This is a genomic window from Leifsonia aquatica H1aii (assembly GCF_000633535.1).
In the GTDB taxonomy this organism is placed as follows: domain Bacteria; phylum Actinomycetota; class Actinomycetes; order Actinomycetales; family Microbacteriaceae; genus Leifsonia; species Leifsonia aquatica_A.
The window spans coordinates 1-15,588 of record NZ_AYMR01000043.1 but is presented as its reverse complement, the minus strand read 5'-3'; the positions used below and the strand labels follow the sequence as shown (position 1 = coordinate 15,588).

General features: G+C 68.2%; 23 protein-coding genes. 5 read left to right on the top strand and 18 right to left on the bottom strand.

Going from position 1 to position 15,588, the window contains the following annotated elements; genetic code table 11:
- The 3 genes from U870_RS0121315 to U870_RS0121305 form a co-directional block, all read left to right on the top strand.
- Positions 1-770: hypothetical protein (locus U870_RS0121315; protein WP_205288811.1), on the top strand; the 770-nt coding region annotated here is incomplete at its 5' end.
- Positions 767-1,036, top strand: coding sequence for a hypothetical protein (locus tag U870_RS0121310; protein WP_025159375.1), 270 nt, complete (start codon positions 767-769; stop codon positions 1,034-1,036). The genes U870_RS0121315 and U870_RS0121310, both read left to right, overlap by 4 nt.
- Entirely contained in the window at positions 1,033-1,845 is an 813-nt protein-coding gene (locus U870_RS0121305) for a tyrosine-type recombinase/integrase (RefSeq protein ID WP_052357886.1), read from the top strand. The genes U870_RS0121310 and U870_RS0121305 overlap by 4 nt, the downstream gene beginning before the upstream one ends.
- On the opposite strand, the gene U870_RS0121300 is transcribed toward U870_RS0121305, so the two are convergent.
- The 18 genes from U870_RS0121300 to U870_RS0121210 form a co-directional block, all read right to left on the bottom strand.
- Positions 1,842-2,063, bottom strand: a complete 222-nt coding sequence (locus U870_RS0121300) for a holin (RefSeq protein WP_025159373.1) — start codon at positions 2,061-2,063, stop codon at positions 1,842-1,844. The genes U870_RS0121305 and U870_RS0121300 overlap by 4 nt on opposite strands.
- Positions 2,060-2,344 (bottom strand): hypothetical protein, encoded by a 285-nt coding sequence (locus U870_RS0121295; protein ID WP_025159372.1) that lies wholly within the window; start codon positions 2,342-2,344, stop codon positions 2,060-2,062. Before U870_RS0121295 ends, U870_RS0121300 begins: the two co-directional genes overlap by 4 nt.
- On the bottom strand, positions 2,341-3,042 hold the full coding sequence (locus tag U870_RS0121290; RefSeq protein WP_025159371.1) for a hypothetical protein: 702 nt from the start codon (positions 3,040-3,042) through the stop codon (positions 2,341-2,343). Before U870_RS0121290 ends, U870_RS0121295 begins: the two co-directional genes overlap by 4 nt.
- Before the next feature lie 2 nt (positions 3,043-3,044).
- Complete coding sequence (locus tag U870_RS0121285) at positions 3,045-3,617, bottom strand: hypothetical protein (protein WP_025159370.1); 573 nt, start codon at positions 3,615-3,617, stop codon at positions 3,045-3,047.
- Positions 3,617-4,468, bottom strand: coding sequence for a tail fiber domain-containing protein (locus U870_RS0121280; RefSeq protein WP_162819229.1), 852 nt, complete (start codon positions 4,466-4,468; stop codon positions 3,617-3,619). Before U870_RS0121280 ends, U870_RS0121285 begins: the two co-directional genes overlap by 1 nt.
- On the bottom strand, positions 4,461-5,684 hold the full coding sequence (locus tag U870_RS0121275) for a hypothetical protein (RefSeq protein ID WP_025159368.1): 1,224 nt from the start codon (positions 5,682-5,684) through the stop codon (positions 4,461-4,463). The genes U870_RS0121280 and U870_RS0121275 overlap by 8 nt, the downstream gene beginning before the upstream one ends.
- Complete coding sequence (locus U870_RS0121270; protein ID WP_025159367.1) at positions 5,681-6,040, bottom strand: hypothetical protein; 360 nt, start codon at positions 6,038-6,040, stop codon at positions 5,681-5,683. The genes U870_RS0121275 and U870_RS0121270 overlap by 4 nt, the downstream gene beginning before the upstream one ends.
- Positions 6,041-7,117, bottom strand: coding sequence for a hypothetical protein (locus tag U870_RS0121265; protein WP_025159366.1), 1,077 nt, complete (start codon positions 7,115-7,117; stop codon positions 6,041-6,043).
- Positions 7,118-7,120: 3 nt separating this feature from the next.
- Positions 7,121-7,618, bottom strand: coding sequence for a hypothetical protein (locus U870_RS0121260; protein WP_025159365.1), 498 nt, complete (start codon positions 7,616-7,618; stop codon positions 7,121-7,123).
- A 2-nt stretch (positions 7,619-7,620) separates the two neighbouring features.
- On the bottom strand, positions 7,621-8,049 hold the full coding sequence (locus tag U870_RS0121255; RefSeq protein ID WP_025159364.1) for a hypothetical protein: 429 nt from the start codon (positions 8,047-8,049) through the stop codon (positions 7,621-7,623).
- A 15-nt stretch (positions 8,050-8,064) separates the two neighbouring features.
- Positions 8,065-8,475 carry a hypothetical protein gene (locus U870_RS0121250; RefSeq protein ID WP_162819228.1) on the bottom strand — a complete coding sequence of 137 codons (411 nt, stop codon included), beginning with the start codon at positions 8,473-8,475 and terminating at the stop codon, positions 8,065-8,067.
- Positions 8,465-8,815, bottom strand: coding sequence for a hypothetical protein (locus U870_RS0121245; RefSeq protein ID WP_025159362.1), 351 nt, complete (start codon positions 8,813-8,815; stop codon positions 8,465-8,467). The genes U870_RS0121250 and U870_RS0121245 overlap by 11 nt, the downstream gene beginning before the upstream one ends.
- A 19-nt stretch (positions 8,816-8,834) precedes the next feature.
- Positions 8,835-10,568, bottom strand: a complete 1,734-nt coding sequence (locus tag U870_RS0121240) for a hypothetical protein (protein WP_025159361.1) — start codon at positions 10,566-10,568, stop codon at positions 8,835-8,837.
- Positions 10,569-10,570: 2 nt separating this feature from the next.
- Positions 10,571-11,665 carry a hypothetical protein gene (locus U870_RS0121235; protein WP_025159360.1) on the bottom strand — a complete coding sequence of 365 codons (1,095 nt, stop codon included), beginning with the start codon at positions 11,663-11,665 and terminating at the stop codon, positions 10,571-10,573.
- 268 nt (positions 11,666-11,933) lie between these two features.
- Complete coding sequence (locus U870_RS0121225) at positions 11,934-13,541, bottom strand: hypothetical protein (protein ID WP_025159358.1); 1,608 nt, start codon at positions 13,539-13,541, stop codon at positions 11,934-11,936.
- Positions 13,542-13,654: 113 nt separating this feature from the next.
- Entirely contained in the window at positions 13,655-13,963 is a 309-nt protein-coding gene (locus U870_RS0121220; RefSeq protein ID WP_025159357.1) for a hypothetical protein, read from the bottom strand.
- Positions 13,964-14,096: 133 nt separating this feature from the next.
- Positions 14,097-14,264: a hypothetical protein gene (locus tag U870_RS24535; protein ID WP_162819227.1), complete on the bottom strand. Its 168-nt coding sequence runs from the start codon at positions 14,262-14,264 to the stop codon at positions 14,097-14,099.
- Between the two features lie 120 nt (positions 14,265-14,384).
- A complete protein-coding gene (locus tag U870_RS0121210) occupies positions 14,385-14,582 on the bottom strand; it encodes a hypothetical protein (RefSeq protein ID WP_025159356.1) in 198 nt (65 codons plus the stop codon).
- A gap of 57 nt (positions 14,583-14,639) precedes the next feature.
- Here U870_RS0121210 and U870_RS0121205 point away from each other — a divergent pair, with 57 nt between their 5' ends.
- Both U870_RS0121205 and U870_RS22865 read left to right on the top strand, forming a co-directional pair.
- Positions 14,640-14,867, top strand: coding sequence for a hypothetical protein (locus U870_RS0121205; protein WP_025159355.1), 228 nt, complete (start codon positions 14,640-14,642; stop codon positions 14,865-14,867).
- A gap of 477 nt (positions 14,868-15,344) precedes the next feature.
- A partial coding sequence (locus U870_RS22865) for a helix-turn-helix domain-containing protein (protein WP_025159354.1) occupies positions 15,345-15,588 on the top strand: 244 nt, incomplete at its 3' end.

The following is a 15,588-nucleotide window of genomic DNA, read 5'->3' as shown; positions in this document are numbered from 1 at the left end:
TTCGAACCCCCAACCTTCTGGTCTGTAGCTTCGGGCCTCGCGTTCGTCGTCCTGGCCGTCCGCGAGCTGGCGGCCGCGCGATGAGGCTCGCCATCGCAGACCCGCCGTATCCTCCGATATTCTCGGAGCGGTTCGACCTCGCCGGCGGCGCGTCCCGCGTGACAGTGCGGTCACGCGCAACGCGCTGGTACGGCGAGAGCGCGACCGGCAGCGTCGAGACGTTCGCAGCCGACCACCACCCCGACGCCGCCGTGTGGGATGACCTGGACGAGCACCGGAAGCTGCTCGCGCACATGGTGCGGGAGTTCGACGGCTGGGCGATCGCCACGACCCCGGACGGGCTGGGCGCCTATCACCCGCTGCCCATCTCGGCACGGGTCATGGCATGGGAGCGGCCGAACGCCATGCCGGGAGGCTCGCGCCTCATCTCCCGATGGGAGCCGGTGATCGTATTCCCTCCGGTCGGCCGGCGCGCGCGGGCCGAGGGCGATCTGGTATCGGACGTACTGTCCGCGCCGGGCCCGCGGCGAGGCTTCGCCGGCGCGAAGCCGGCCGAGTGGACGCGCTGGGTGCTCGCCGCCCTCGGCTACGACCCAGCCACCGACGAGCTGGTCGACGTGTTTCCCGGGTCGGGTGCGGTCTCAGCGGCCGCTGACGGAATGCTCTCGTTCGCCGCGGCGGCCGCCGCAGATGGGGCACCAGACCACACGATCCGGGGCCGTCAGGGATCGCCTGACATCGAAATCGCGAAACCTGCGGGGTCGGCATGAGCGCCCGTCGTGAGGTCGAAACGCTCGATTACGTGGAGTTCGCGCGGCGCATCATCCGGGCCGCGGGCGAGCGCGTGGCGGATGGCGATGAGTTCGAGCTGGCCGAGTTGGCGAGTCTCCGGGATGACCTGGAGCGGGCAATCACCAAGGCGGTGAAGGGGCAGCGCTCCTACGGGCGGTCATGGGCGTACATCGGCGGCGCGCTGGGGATCAAGCGGCAGAGCGCGCAGGAGCGGTACACAGATCGTTCTACGGTAAGCGCATGAACGTCCTCTCAGACGCGTGGGCCGAGGCTATCCGCGCGTATCTCACAGCACAGGTCGCCGCGGGCGCACCATCCACCACCCGTAACACGAGGCGGCAGCACCTCGAACACCTGGCCCGGCGCGTGAGCGCCGGGCCGTGGTCTCTCACGGGCGCCGAGCTGGTCGAGTATGCCGGCGCGCAACGGTGGCAGCCTGAGACGCGACGGGGCCGGCGCACGACGTTCCGATCGTTCTATGAATGGGCGCACGTGACGGGGCTGTGCGAGGTCAACACGGCCGCGGTGCTGCCGAAGGTGAAGCCGGGGCAGGCTCGCCCGCGCCCAACGCCTGAGCGCGTCTACGAGACCGCTCTGCTGCACTCGGACGACCGCTTGAAGCTGATCCTCCGACTCGCGCACGATGCGGGTCTGCGCCGGGGCGAGATAGCGCTCGTGCACTCTCGCGACCTGTTCGAGGATCTGCACGGCTGGTCGCTGCGCGTCCACGGCAAGGGCAGCAAGGAACGCGACGTGCCGCTGACCCCGCGTCTCGCACTGGAGCTGCGCTCACTCCCTTACGGCTGGGCGTTCCCGGGCGACGAGGACGGCCACCTGTCCCCGCGCTGGGTCGGCAAACTTGCTACCCGCGTCCTGCCCGACAAGTGGACGCTGCACACCCTGCGCCACTCGGCGGGGAGCCGCGTCTACGCTGCCTCTGATCTGGCGGTGGCGCAAGACTTCCTCGGGCACGCGTCGCCGGCCACGACCCGCATCTACGTGGTCGTGCCCGACGAGCGGATCCGCGCGGCTGTGCTGGCTGCGGCCGGCTAGCTCGCGGCGTGCTCGCCGCTGCTCGCGCGGGTGACGGCAAGCGCTTTGAGGAACGCGAGCCCCCCGGCGAGGCCGGCGACCGATGCGACTGCGATCACGTCGAGCTGGAGAAGGCCGGGGATCGCGCCGGCCGTGATCGTCGCGACCGCCGTCTGCGCGGTGGTCGAGACGACACGGTCGGCCGTGTCCATCCACCACGCCTTGCTGTACTTCCTCATGTGGGTACGTCCTTCCTCTGCATGGTGTCCTCGAAGAGCCCGGCGGGCGCTTCGGGCGGCGGGGGTGCCTCGCCGCGGTAGATGTGGTCAACGAGCCTGCGCGCCCAGAGCCAGAGGAGACGGTTGTCTCGTTCGGCGCGGGCGAGACGTGCCTCCAGTCGCTCCTGCCGGTTCTCGCGCCGGGCGATGCGGGCCTGCCGGTAGGCGAGGACGGCACCGATCAGAGCGCCGCCTCCGCCGATGACGGCGACGACGATTGTGACGATGCTGGCCTCGCTCATGCGGGCTGTGCTTCGAGCTGCTTGGCGAGTGCGTCGATCTTGTCGGCGAGCTGCTGGAGCATGGTCGTGTCGCTGGTCGCGGCGGCCAGGACGGCGTTGTTGATGAGGTTCGCCTCGATGTCGAGGAAGACCGGGATGTTGTTCGGGTCGGCGTTCGGCTCGATCGCGCTGACGCGCAGGAGTAGGTCGCGGGCGGTGGGGTTCGTGATGGCTACGCGGCCGTTCTCGGTCTGGAAGAACACCTGACCCTCGGTGTTGCGGTAGACGAGCATGGTGATTTGCCTCCTGGGCTTCTCGATGATCGGGGCGGCGTCGAGTCCGGCCGCCGCTGTGTTGGTCGGGATGATCGGCATGGACGCCCATCGCGGGTTGTTCCAGTGCCACGGCTCGGACGGGTCGCGTACGAGGCCAACCGCGCGGCAGGCGGCCTGCGCGGCGGTGTCGGTGCGTACAAGGTCGAATGCGGCGCCGCGCATGTGGTTGCGCTGCCCCGTGTCAGGGTTGCTGGCCACGTTCCCCTTGCCAGAGAGGTACAGGTCGTACAGCGCCTTCTGGTCGGCGTACGCCCGCCATGCGCCGTCTGAGCCGTTGATACGCAGCTCCGTGCCGGCCTTCGCGTTAGCGGCCTCCAGGAGGGCGAGGGTGTCGGGGGTGAGCCAGCATTCGGACTGGTAGGGCACCGGGACGAGTTCGCTCATGGTCAGGCCACCGGGTAGTCGAGTGTGATGTGGAGTTCGTCAGTTGCCGCCCATGTGAATGGGGCCGTCGTGGTGATCGCGGTGAAGGCGAGCGGGCTGCCTCCGAGACCTCCGAGACGGCCCGTGGTGCCGTCGAGGACAACGGTTCCCTCGAACTGGCCGGAGATGCCGGCTGACACGTCGATGAGCTGGCAGGAGCCGATCTTCTGTCTGCTCCCCATCGCGGCCGCGACCGGCTGGACGGGGAGGGCGAGGTGCGGATCAGCAACGCTGAACCCGCTAGTGCCGAGCTTCACGACGACCCACACCCAGACCCGGTTGCCGAGCCGCATCCACTTCGCGTAGGGGATGCTGCCTCCGGTGCCGAGCGTCACACCGGTCACGGTAGGTGCGTAGGAACCGAGCGGGACATCGCCACTGCGGGCCGTTTCCAGCGCGGACAGCCGCGCCCGGTCGGCCACGAACTGGGCGGACACCGGCCCCATGCCAAGGTTCATGAACGAGGAGAACGGCGATACGGGGTCGTCCTCGCCGTACTGCCAGATGCCCTGCGCGTCGAGCGCTCCGGTTGCCATTACTTGCCCTCCAAGGCTTCGATGCGGGCGGTGAGGTCGGCGATCTGCGCTGCCTGCCGCTTCACAAGCTGGTGCACGATGACGACCGAGAGGCCGTACTCGATCGTGATCGGGAGGCCGAAGTCCTCCGCCTCCGGGTCGGTGATGATGGGGACGAGCTTGTCGAACCCGGCCGCGATCAGCTCCTCCGCGATCCACCCGAGGTGCACCTCTCCGGTCTCGTCGCCCTTGACGGTGAAGTTGACGGCGCGGACGTTCAGGAACGCCTCCGCCTCCTCGTCGGTCAGCTCCATCGTCTCGATGTGATCCTTAAACCGGAGAGCGGACGGTGACGCCATGAGCCGGCCCGAGCTATCGAGCGCGGCTGTCACCCACCCCGACGAAGCGGTGTTCGAACGGCCCCACGGGGTACTGATCGGAGTGCCTCCGAAGTCGCCGTTATCCAGCCGGCGATATGCGCTGAGGTCCACCCCGCTGATGTCGGAGAGGTAGGCGAGTTGGCCGAGGTCGGTGGCGTCCACCCGGATCACGATGCGGCCCAGCTCCCACCGGACACCGATGCGGTTTGTCGGGGTGCTGTCGTTGTTCGCGTAGTAGCGCTCCGGGTGGGTGCCCGAGTCCCCGACACCGAGCGCGATGCGAGCGGCGGCGGCCGTGGCTGAACCGGTGCCGCCCTTCGTCACCGGGAGCTGACCGGAGCTGATGACCGTGGCGGCAGGGTGCCCGCCCGCGGTCTGATGGTTCGCGAGGTAGTCGCGAGTCTTGTTGATCTCGTCGTACCCGAGGCGGCGGTCGGCGGTGCCGGGCACCACGTCCATTCCCGCTGCGGCGGCGGCGTCTCCGTTAGCCAATGCTCTCTCCAATCCAGGACGCCCCGGCAGGGCTGTCGATCCAGCGCTCCCCCGCGGGCAGGAACGCCCACGCGGTCGGCGGGGTGTCAATGAGACCGCGTGTCTTCACGGTCATCTCGTCGGCCGGCCACTCGAACACCACGGACGACACGTACCCGGTCTGGATCGGGGTGTCGTCCAGGGTGATCGTGACCGGCTGTCCCGGGGTCGCTGCGTAGTCGGAGACGGCGGTGGGCGAGAGCACGCGGCCGCGGCCGATCGCCCGGTTCAGGACCGCCTGAGCCGCGCCCGGCCCCGGGTACGGGGTGTCGTACTCCAGGGCGAGCGCCCGGGAGTAGCCGGGCGTCGTGGCGGCGTCGTACGCGGTCTGCTGCACGCCGAGCGCATCCGTCCACGAGTAGGTGATGATCACGGCGTCGTACCAGTCGTCCGTGTCGCGGTCGATCGAGTCCTCCGCCGCGGTGACCGTGCCCGTGTAGGACAGGGCGAGGGAGCCTGTGGCTGTGGCGACCGCGCCGGCGTCGAGGTGGAAGAGCCCGAACTCGTCGCACCACAGCCGCAAGGCTGCCTGCTGTACGAGCGGGGCGAGGTAGTCCCACCCGGAGACGCCCGGCTTCCAGATGGACGCGGCGGCGTCGATCGTGCCGTCCGCCGTGCCGGGGACCAGCGCACGGCCGATGCGGCCCAGGACGGCCTGCACGACTGCGCGGACGCTCGACAGGGTCGGCGTGTAGGGCTGCGTGTCCACGAGCTTGTAGTCCTGGAGCAATGCCTCATCTGAGGCGAGGGTGAGCACCAGCGTCCCGTCACGGTGTCCGCGGCGGCGGGACCGGACGGAGAGGTTCATCGTGCGGGTGGTCGGGAGGCGGACACCGAAGTCGTTCCACGGGTAGAAGTGCGCCGCGGTCACGTCGCGGGCGTGGAGCCCAGCCCAGGCGGTCGTGACGGCGGACGCTTTCTTGCCGGCGAACTGGGCCGAGAGGACCGACGCCGGGTCGGAGCCCCCGAAGTCACGGCGCAGCACCAGGGAGGCGCGCACGTCCTCGCGTGGGTCGATCCGCTCGAGCACAGCACCGGCCGGGGCGGCGCACGTGACCTCCGCCTGAATGTACGGGGACCAGCCCTCATCGAGCGTGATCCGCGCGGACTCCGGCGCGAGGGTGCCGCCCGTGACATTCACCGAGGCGGAGAAGGTGTGCTGGTCGATCGTCGTCACGAGGCCACCTCCCGGTACGCGATCGCGACCGTCCAACGCTGACGGGTCTGGTCGTCCAGGGCCGGCCCGATCCCACCCGCGTCGAGCACGTACCGCATGCTCGTGGTCGGGTTGTCGGTGGCCGTGTAGGTGAACACAGCGGCGCGGGCGTGAAGGCGACGGCAGGCATCAGCGTCGGCCTCCGTGAGGAAGAACAGGTTCAGAGTGCCGACGCGCATGGCAGCTGGCGCAAGTGACACGTCCGGGTCACCGCGGCCGAGGATGTCGTGGAACGAGTTGCGCCCGTCCTGCTGCGTCGAGTACCCGATCACCAGCTCAGGGGTGAGCGTGGTGGCGCCGTCGCTGATCGTAGCCATTTAGTTGACCACCTTCCCGACCCGCGGTGTTGCCACGATGTCTACGCGGATTTCCTTGCCAAGCTGCCGACGGATCTCTTGTGCGCGGGCGTCGTCGACATTGACCTTGACATTGATGTCGTGGAATCCGTCGAGCTGGCCCTTTAGAGCGGACGCGGCACTCGTGGCTCCTTGCATTGCCGACGCGGTGTTGGTGGAGGCTTGACTGAGGAGGTCAACCCGGCCTGCCGCCGTCGAGATGTCCCCCTGGAGTGCCTTGTACCCGTCGATGACCTTCTGCGTCTCGCGCACTCCGACGCTGCTCATGCTCTCGCCGCTCGCGATTAGACCGTCGAGCGAGCGCTGCGCAGCGTCGATCGAGGCGGAGATGGCGTCCTTATCGCCGGCCTGCGCGCGCAGAGCCGTTTGGATACTGACGCCCGCGATGTTCGCCCGGCGCTCAACATCGTCCAACTGGCCGGAGTCCTTAACGATTTCCTTCATCGCATCCTGGATGAGGCTCTCGGACGCGAAGCGCTGCCCCGACTCCAGCATGTCATCGACCATGTTGTCGATCCGCTCAGCCGACTTCTCAGCCTCCTCCGTTGCAGCCGCCGTCATCGACGTGAACATGCCTCCGAGGATCGCGGCACCCGCGCCAGCGGCGAGGCCCACCGGCCCGGCAATCGATCCAGCAAGACCGCCGAGCGTACCTTGCGCGAGGTCGGCAACGGAATCCATCGATCCATCGAAGCTCGATACGACCTCGGAGAAATTCTGGCGAGCTTCGTCCTTGAACTCCTCGACGTTCCTAGTGGCCTGATGGAAGCCGTCGCCTGTGTCGTCTCCTAACTTGCGGCTCTGGCGCTGCGCTTCGCGGAGGCTGTCTTTAGTTTCCTCGATTTCGCGGTTCAGCCCACTCGTTGCCTTCTGCGCAGCTTTGAGGTCGCCCTCCAGCCTGTCGGCACCCTTGTTCTTGCCGAGGTCATCGAGTGCGTCGTCGGCGTCCTCGACGGGCTTGATGATGCCCATGCGCACGCCCTGCTCGAACAGCCGCGAGTCGGTCGCGACCGAGATGGTGTAACCCTTGGATGCCACGGGTTATCCCTTCGGGTTGAGCGCGTCGAGGAGCGAGCGCGTGATGGTTTGAATGATGAGCGAGGTGACGCGCGGGATGGCCGCGTCCACGGCCGGGTAAACGACCTTCCCGGCTTTCTGTCGTCCGCCGAACGTGGCCCCGGCACGGCGGGAGTAGATCTTGCCCTTGCGGCTGATCGTCGTGTAGAGCGATCCCGGGGACATGCCAAATTCGGTTGCGGCCGCGAGCGTGGAGACGGGCGTGCCGGTGCTGAGCTTGCCCGCCGTGGCGGACTTGAGTTGGATGTTCCGGGCGGTGACGCTGACGCGGGCAGTGTCGGAGAGGACGCGCACTTGCAGCCGCGACACCGCCCGTCCTCGCAGCTCCTCTTGCCAGATCGGTCCAGCCGTCTGCCGGCCCGCGCTGAGCGCTTGCTTGCGCGCGTCGGCCTCGACTCCCCGCAGCCGCAACAGGAGGTCGCGGAGCGGGGAGTCGATGAGGAGGCTGATCTGTGCGGGCAATGTCAGGCTCCGAAGGCCGGCTGTCCGAGCACAGGGAGCGTGACGGAGGAGGTGGCGACCGCCCCGACCGTGCCGCCCATGCCCGCGGGAACTCCGATGACCTGGAATACGGCGGAGAGGCCATCCGTGTCGAGGGAGTTGGGCGAGAGGGTGAACGTCAGCACCTCTCCGACGTTGTTGTTCAGCACCTCCCAGAGGGCACCGTCCGTGCTGATGTCCTGCGCGAGTTCGAGTGCGCAGGACCAGTCCGGGGTGGTGATGTCCTTGAACACCGACTGCGGGGTGCCACCTGTCCAGGTGACGATGCTGGTGTTCGGGTCGACGGTGGCCTTCGAGATGTGCGACTCGAAGTCGCCCAGGTCGGTCGCGCCCTTCTTGATGTTGAGCTTGGGCCGCTTGAAGATGTACGGCTTGACGGCGATCTGCACCATGAGGGTGTCTCCTTGTCAGTTGGTGTGGGTGATGACGGCGAGCGAGAGACGCCACATGAGCTGCCCCGTGTCGAGGCGCTGTTTCTTGGCGGTGTCCCACGCGACGGCCTCGGACGCGTCGACGGCGGCGATGAGGTCGAGGATCGCGGCGTCCACCTCGTCCTCGCCCTTCCAGTCGTCGGTGGTGGCGATCGCGACGGCGAGGTCGAAGTCGCAGAACACGAGGCCCTGCGGGAGCGTCTGGCCGGCGTGCTGGTTGCTGATGCCGGTGAACTCCGTGTACATGATCGGGACGAGCTGTGAAGCCTGCGCGGCGGACAGGTGCGGCACGGTCCGCCACGACTCGGGCAGGACGGGCTTGAGCGTGGCGTCGAGGGCCGCGCGCACGGTGTCCAGCCGTGAGGTGGTCACGGTGTCAGAAGGCATCGGGCTTCCCGTCGATCGGTCGGATGATCGTGCGAATGGTCTTGTCGAGCGGGCGCGGGGTGAAGCTGAACTCCTCCGGCCCGACCTCCGGTGTGGCGCGGCCGGCGTTCCACAGGTTCTGCGCCTGCTGCCGCTGGGCGAGGACGAACCGGGCGGGCGGGGCCGACGTCCAGTCGGCCCCGTCCGGGGCGGCGGGAGCGAACGCGAGCACCTGCTCCTGTGCCACATCGAGGAGCATCCCGGTCAACTCCAGGTTCTCGACCGGAGCGTCCGGCCACAGGCCGAGGAGCCGGTCGGTCGCCTCCGAGGTGTCGCAGGTAAGCCAGCTGCTTGTGCTCATGACGTTCGCTCTCGGGCGCTCAGGCGCTCTTGGTGCCGATGAGGACGACGGACTCGGGGCGGACGACGAAGGTCTCCAGGTAGCCGATGACGGCCTTGTCGACGCCGCCCTTGGCGATGTCGAGGGCGTCGATCTGGATCGGCGTTTCGCCCTGCTCGCGGAACTCGATGGCTCCCTGCGCTCCGACGATGGTCTGCGGCTTGGCGGGGTCGAGGCCGGGGAAGAACGAGTCGGCGGCCTTGACGATCTTGACCTTGCCGTCCGCGGCGGCCTCGCCGGTGCCCGCGCCGATGCCGAACTGGACGTACTCGGGCACGAGGTCTTTGGGCGTGTAGAGGAGCTGCCGCCAGGCGGTCGGGTTGACGACGGAGAACGAGGCGGTGTCGTCGGCGTCGTAGACGGCCTCGATGCCCTGGATGACCTGGCCCATGGCTCCCTCGTAGTCGTGCCCGTCGACGGAGGGGAACGTGTCCGGGGCGATGAGGCGGTCCAGGGCGGCCGCGTTCTTGGACGCGACGAGGAAGAGGGCGCGGAGCCCGTCCTCGTCGGTGACCTTCGCGTACGAGTCCACGAGGCCCTCGAAGAACGCCTGGAGCACTTCGGCTCCGCCTTCGAGGTCGTACCACTCGCGGGCGATGTCGGCGGCGAAGCCGTACGCCTGGCGGGTGCTGGAGGTGAGCGATGTGGTGGCGGTGCCCGATCCGATGTCGGACTTGTTGCCGGCCCACTTGGTGACGAGGGCGGTGCCCTGGTCGATCTTGAAGCCCTTGCGCCCGCCGAGCTGGATGCCGCCGTACAGGTGGGTGAGGAGGTCGAGGTACTTCCGCTGGTAGCGGCGGCCCTGCCACAGCTTGCCCACCCAAGCGGGCTGGAGGATGCCGGAGTTCGCGCCGGTCAGGCCTCCGGCTTTCTCGACGGTGATGTCCGAGAGCGCCGCGAGCACGGCAATGGCGTCGGTGATGAGCGGGTCGCCGGTCTGGCCCTTCGCGGCCTTGACGGTGGCGATGCTGGCGAACACTTCGCGGAGGTCGACGGCGGGCTCGGCGGCGGGCTTGGCCCCGGTGGGTGCGCCGGCAAAGCCGGCCTTGGTTGCGGTCACGATGAGTTCTTCCTCCTGGTCGTCCGGCTCGGCCGGGTCGGCCGGGTCTGCGGGCTGGTCTTCGATGGTGGTGGTGACGGTGGTTTCGGTGGTTGTGGTGTTGCCGTCCGGCGAGACTTCCGTGGTGGAGTCTTCGACGCGCCGCCAGGTCACGCCGTTCTCGTCGGTGAACTCGTGCTCGTAGTGGTCGCTGGTCTGCGTGCTGTCGGCGGCGAGGACCATCGCGGACGGGAACGCCCCCATCGGCACGAGCGCCCCACCCCAGAGCCGGCCGGTCCCGGGGACGGCCTTGCCGGCCTTGATCGAGGTGTGGAACTCGCCGGAGAGTCGGCGGCGCTTGCCGTTCGGGTTGGTCGCGTCGGCGAGGGCGGCGTCGCCTTCGGGCGTCTCTGCCATGCGGAAGCTGGCGAAGATGCCGCGCTCCTCCTGCCACACGCGGGTGGCGCGGCCGACGGGCTGGGAGCGGTCGTGGTCGGTGTTGAGTCCGATGACGGACGGGTCGGACGGGAGGGCGATCGCGCCGGCCTCGACCATGAATCGGCCGGCGTTGGTCTGGCCCAGCTCGTTGAACGGGACGAGTAGTCCGGTGATGGTGCGGTCTTCGAGGTTGGCGAGGATGTCGCCGCCCTCGTACTCGATCAGATCGGGGTGCATTCCTAGTCCTCGCTTGTGGGGTTGGTGTTCGGCTCGGGCGAGGCGAACATGTTGGTGAGGTCGGCGCGGATGGAGAGGCCGGGGTCGCAGATGTCGTCCAGCGACATGCGCGCCTCGAACGCGAGCGTGAACCGCTTGGCGCTGCCCAGCTCCCACAGCTCGTTGCGGGTGACGCCGTTGGAGACGCCGGTGTACTTGATGTTGGAGCCGCCCGAACCGCCCTGGCTCACGCCTTCGAGGAGGCTGGCCGGGGTGCCGGTGTGGTTCGCGATGTCGAGGCGGACGGCGTTGCGGCCCGACTCGTAGAGGTCGGTCTGCACCTGGCCGGGCATGTCCACCGGCCACTCGGCGGGCTTGGTCGCGACACCACCGGCCTGACGTCCCGCCGCCCACTGATCGCGGTACTCGCGCCGCTCTTCCTTCGTCCAGCCCTGCCACACGTCGTAGGGGATGCTGAGCACGGTCAGCGGGATCGGGTTGTCGAGGCGGTCCATGTAGGCGGCCTCGATCTTGCGGGCCTCGCGCAGTGTGTCGATCCCGTCGACCAGGAGGCCGTTGTCGCCGTAGCCGACCGGGATCGCGACCGGGAACGCGGTGTACGCGGACGGCACGATCCCGTCATCGACCCACAGCTCACCGGTCTGCGGGGCGACGCCCCATGCGCCCCAGGGGACGTGCATGCAGTCCGCGGCCGGGTCGTGCGGGTCGCGGTCGAAGCTGAGGCAGCCCCACCCCTGGAAGAAGAAGTCGGAGCCGAGGCCGTGCATGCGGTGGTAGGGCGAGATGCCCGACCGGGACGAGGTGAGCCAGGCCGGCTGGTTCGCGGTCGGCTTGTCGTTGTCCATCATGCGGAAAGGGTTGCCGGCGAACTGCGGGACGTGGACGGCGTGCGCGCGCTTCACCCCGGGGACGCGGAGCGCCATGTCCCGGGTCATGGGGATGTTGTCGGTGACCGCATCCTTGAAGAGCTGGTCGACGGCGAACTGCGTGAGGTCGTCCGTGGGCGCCCACGGGGAGGCGACGGCGAGCGGTGCGACCGTCCCGCGCGTCATGATGTCGTGCGCTGCGCCGACCTTGCTCCTGGTGAAGATTCCCACGTTCTCAATGCTCCGAATGTGTCTGACATCTCAAGAATCGACGGCGTGTCGAGCGCGGTGACGGCGCGTGTTCCGAGCGTCTCGGTGGCGCTGGTCACCGTCATGTTCGAGCGCCTCATGCGCGCACGCGGCGTCCCACGCTTCGCTCTTGTGGAAGCGTGCCGCTCGCCACCACGGATGCTCGGTGCAGTAGACGATGATGAGGGTCGCGGAGCAGTCGAGCTTGATGGGCGACGAGGCGCGGTGGACAGCGGTCATGGTGGTCTCCTCAGTTGAACTCGATGACGGCGGCGGCGTTGAGCGCCGAGGTGGGGCGGTCGGGTAGGGCGTCGACGGCGAGGGCGATGGCCTCGAACGGTGTGGCGTCGCCGTTGTCGTCGCTCTTGGGTGCGCGGATCAGGAAGCCTTGCCCCATCGACTGCCGGACGACGGACTCGGCGGCCTTGTCCAGCGGGGCTTGCGCCCAGTGGATGATGTCTCCGCGTTCGAGGCCGGTGAGGAGCTGCGCGTGTGCGACCTTCACGTGTTGGAGTTCGTACTCGGTGATGGTCGGCTTCGGGCGGGCGCGGGCGAGCGTGCGCTCGATCGCGGCCTTCGATTGCGTGGTGCCCTTGTCGTAGACGATGGCCGTGCCGAGGCGGCGGGCGGTGGTGAGGACGATGCGCTCCAGCCCCTCTGTGCCGCGCTGGTGGTGGATCAGCTTGACGCCGATGTGGTGCGGTTCGTCCGGCTCCTCGCCGTCGAGCGCCCAGGCGAGCGTCGCGAGGTCGGCGGGCGGTGTGTAGTGCCAGGCGACGGCGACCGACGCCCACAGCCCGAACGGGTGCACCGCGATGGCGAGCGTCCCGGACGTGATGCCCTCCGGCACCGGTCCGTCCCGCTTGCCCTTCTTCCACGCAGCGACGCTGATCGCGGTCTGCGTGCCTGTCTCGTCTCCGAAGTGGCCGAGGTACTCCAGCGCGAACCGATCCGCGCCGAGGTCGGCGAAGTTGCCGGAGATCTTGTCGAGGTTGGTGAGCCCGTCGAGGCCGGGGTGCAGCTTGTCGATCAGCGGCCCCACCGTCTCCCAGTCCGCGAGGGTCATCGGGTCGATGTCGTCGGGCACGCCGTAGCGGATGCGGCCGGCGTCGGGATCGTGCAACGTCTTCCAGAAGTACGAGCCCGTGCGGTACTTGCCGCCCGTGCCGGCGAACACGAGCTGAGCGCCCTCGCCGCGCGTGTCGAACGACGGCACGACGGCCGCAACGATGTCTTCCCACACGGCGGGCTCCGCCTCGCCGGCCTCGTCCATGATGAGCATGTCGTACGCGCCCGAGCGCACGTCCTCGCCCTTCGGTGCGAGGATCGCGAGCTTCGAGAAGTTCTCGAACTGGAGGCCCTTGTCGCCCTTGCCGTCCTCGATCTTGATCGGCCGGGTGCGCTTGTCGCGCCACTTGATCGTGATGGGGTCACGCACGTCGAGCTCGAACCGCTCTTCGGCCTTCTTCGCGAGCGTGAGCATCGTGTACCCGACCATGTACTGCGGGCGCATCCAGCACCGGCCGACCGCCACGCACCACAGGCTCGTGGTCTTAGCCGACCGGCGCGGCTCCAGGATCGCGTTGCGGAACCGCTCGGCGGCGAGCACGTCGCACGTGACGAGCATCTGCGGCTGGAGGTTCGCCAGAAGAGACCCGCCGAGCCGGCGCGGGACGACCTTGTCGAGAATCCACGCGCCGACAAGGAACTCAACCCGGGCCTGATACGTCGTGACCCGCTCTGTGCAGTCCAGGGGACCGCGACCGGAGTCCCGCAGCTCGATCCAGGAGGATTCCTCCAACAGGGGATGCGCGAGCACTTCCTCGGGGATTTCGGTGCCGTCCCAGTCGCTCGGCATCCCGAACGCGTCTCGGGGGGAGACACGGGAGCCGTTGGCGTGAGTTTCACTGTCTCCACCAAAAGAAACCGCTTCAGGTTGTTTGTTGTCTACAACATCGGAGGTTGTCGCGGTCACAACGTCCACGTCTCCACGCTGCGGGCGGGCGGTGTGCGGTTGGTGAGGGCGGCCCCCTGCCGGCCACCGTCCGCACGGTTACCGACGCACGAGCCGGTCGCGTGGCGGTGCTCGGGCGCGAGGTCGGCGGGCGTCGAGCCGGTGGCCCCGGCGACGTGGCCCACGTCGAACGGTTGGCCCGGCACGATGGGCCGGCGACAGCGCCAGCACGTGACCGCCTCGCCGCTGCGGTGGATGACGCTAACCCGCTCGCGGATCACCCGGGCGTTGCGCTGATACTCCGGCGTCCGATGCTTGGCGGTCATCGGCCGCTCACCCGCTCGGCGGCGCGCTCGATCTTGCCGAGCGCTCGGCGCATGCGCTCGTCACCGTGAGGCCACGATGTCGATGCGCTCGCGTGTGTGAGGTAGCGAGAGAGCGCTACCAGCTCAGCATCAGTTAGTGCGAGGTGAGCGCGAGCACTGTCAGCGTGACCAGAGCCGTCGCCCCGATGCCCGTGAACGTCACGACCCACGCGAGCTGTCGGCGCACGATGTCCTCGAACGTCCTGCGATTGCCCCAGTACGTGCGCATTGTGGACTGCTCGGACTGCTGCGCTTCGGTCATGGTGCTTCCCCTCGTAGTGCCGTAGGACCAGCGCCAGCATACCGATGAGGACGCCTCCGATGATGAGCTGTTGCCAGAGGGGCATGTCGAGGTCGGGGAGCTGTTCGAGGCTGGCCCGGATCATGCGGTGGCCTCGCTCACGAGCGGCCCGCCGAGCGCGAACTCCATTGCCTCCCGCCAGGTCGGGAACCATGCCCCTACCGCGGTGAGCGGGTTGCCGTCTGTGTAGGCGAACCACCCGCGGCCGTAACCGAGTCCGGACGGGGAGCCGGCGCGCTCGACGCGCATCCGGCGTTTCATCGTGGTCTTGGTGTTCATGTGATCCTCCGGTTGGTTCGTCTGTGTGAGTGAGCGGGCCAGCTACAATGCGGGGCTATGGCGAAGAAGCAGCCGAACAAGCCGAAGCCGAGGAAGCGACCGAAGTCTGCGTACGCACTGAAGCGGAAGGGGACCGCTCGGGAGGGCGGTGGCAAGAAGGGCATGTCCCACTCCGCCAAGCCGGACGATCTGCGCGACAAGGCACCCAACGGTGAGGTCGTGGTGCGGCGGATGACGGATGAGGATCGCGCACGGTTCGAAGCTCGACGGGGCACGGGCAAGTAGTTCATCTGGACTCTCACCTCCCGGGGCTGCTCTGGTTCTCGTGTGGTTGCGGGCGGACCCGCTACGCGGGGCTCTGGTTCGTCAAGACCCTCGCCCCGGATTTCGCCACGCTCCTGACCCGATTTGCGCAATTCGCCCACGACGAGTAGCGCCCCCTGTTCGGGATGCGCGTTCATATGTGGGCAGCTCTCCTGGCCGGGATTGCTGGTGTCGGAGGTCGCGACTGGTCTGTACCTCGCTGGTTCGGTTTACGTCGGGAACCAGCAGATAAGCGACGTGGCCGACCAGGCGCGCGGATTGCGCCGGGGTGGCCTAGGGGTTGGCTAGGTCACCCGATGGTGGTGGTCGTCCACAGGCTTTCCACAGTGTGCATAGCTTTTTACGCATGGCTCTAACCATGGATTCGAAACGCCAGAGTGTGCGGATTGGCTACGGCGTGTCTAGGAATTTATTCGCTGAGGCAGGTACTCTCTAGCCATGGCTAATCTGGTGATCAGCGAGACGCTCAACGTAGCGGAGCGCCTCAAGCTCTCCCGCACGCTGCGCGGAATCGATCAGACAGAGATGGGAAGACGCGTCGGCGCTTCACGCCCCACCGTCTCGAATTGGGAGAGGGGGGTCAGTGAGCCGTCGTTCTCTCAGGTTGTGATCTGGGCACGCGAAAGCGGCCAGTCACTTGAGTGGCTGGCCGCTGGCGTTGGTGTGCGCCACGAGGGATTCG

What these genes read in the sequence shown, in the direction of transcription:
- U870_RS0121310 (WP_025159375.1), top strand. Translation starts at nt 767, where the DNA reads ATGAGCGCCCGTCGTGAGGTCGAAACGCTCGATTACGTGGAGTTCGCG.
- U870_RS0121305 (WP_052357886.1), top strand. Translation starts at nt 1,033, where the DNA reads ATGAACGTCCTCTCAGACGCGTGGGCCGAGGCTATCCGCGCGTATCTC.
- U870_RS0121300 (WP_025159373.1), bottom strand. Translation starts at nt 2,063, where the DNA reads ATGAGGAAGTACAGCAAGGCGTGGTGGATGGACACGGCCGACCGTGTC.
- U870_RS0121295 (WP_025159372.1), bottom strand. Translation starts at nt 2,344, where the DNA reads ATGAGCGAGGCCAGCATCGTCACAATCGTCGTCGCCGTCATCGGCGGA.
- U870_RS0121290 (WP_025159371.1), bottom strand. Translation starts at nt 3,042, where the DNA reads ATGAGCGAACTCGTCCCGGTGCCCTACCAGTCCGAATGCTGGCTCACC.
- U870_RS0121285 (WP_025159370.1), bottom strand. Translation starts at nt 3,617, where the DNA reads ATGGCAACCGGAGCGCTCGACGCGCAGGGCATCTGGCAGTACGGCGAG.
- U870_RS0121270 (WP_025159367.1), bottom strand. Translation starts at nt 6,040, where the DNA reads ATGGCTACGATCAGCGACGGCGCCACCACGCTCACCCCTGAGCTGGTG.
- U870_RS0121255 (WP_025159364.1), bottom strand. Translation starts at nt 8,049, where the DNA reads ATGGTGCAGATCGCCGTCAAGCCGTACATCTTCAAGCGGCCCAAGCTC.
- U870_RS0121250 (WP_162819228.1), bottom strand. Translation starts at nt 8,475, where the DNA reads ATGCCTTCTGACACCGTGACCACCTCACGGCTGGACACCGTGCGCGCG.
- U870_RS0121245 (WP_025159362.1), bottom strand. Translation starts at nt 8,815, where the DNA reads ATGAGCACAAGCAGCTGGCTTACCTGCGACACCTCGGAGGCGACCGAC.
- U870_RS0121240 (WP_025159361.1), bottom strand. Translation starts at nt 10,568, where the DNA reads ATGCACCCCGATCTGATCGAGTACGAGGGCGGCGACATCCTCGCCAAC.
- U870_RS0121225 (WP_025159358.1), bottom strand. Translation starts at nt 13,541, where the DNA reads ATGCCGAGCGACTGGGACGGCACCGAAATCCCCGAGGAAGTGCTCGCG.
- U870_RS0121220 (WP_025159357.1), bottom strand. Translation starts at nt 13,963, where the DNA reads ATGACCGCCAAGCATCGGACGCCGGAGTATCAGCGCAACGCCCGGGTG.
- U870_RS24535 (WP_162819227.1), bottom strand. Translation starts at nt 14,264, where the DNA reads ATGACCGAAGCGCAGCAGTCCGAGCAGTCCACAATGCGCACGTACTGG.
- U870_RS0121210 (WP_025159356.1), bottom strand. Translation starts at nt 14,582, where the DNA reads ATGAACACCAAGACCACGATGAAACGCCGGATGCGCGTCGAGCGCGCC.
- U870_RS0121205 (WP_025159355.1), top strand. Translation starts at nt 14,640, where the DNA reads ATGGCGAAGAAGCAGCCGAACAAGCCGAAGCCGAGGAAGCGACCGAAG.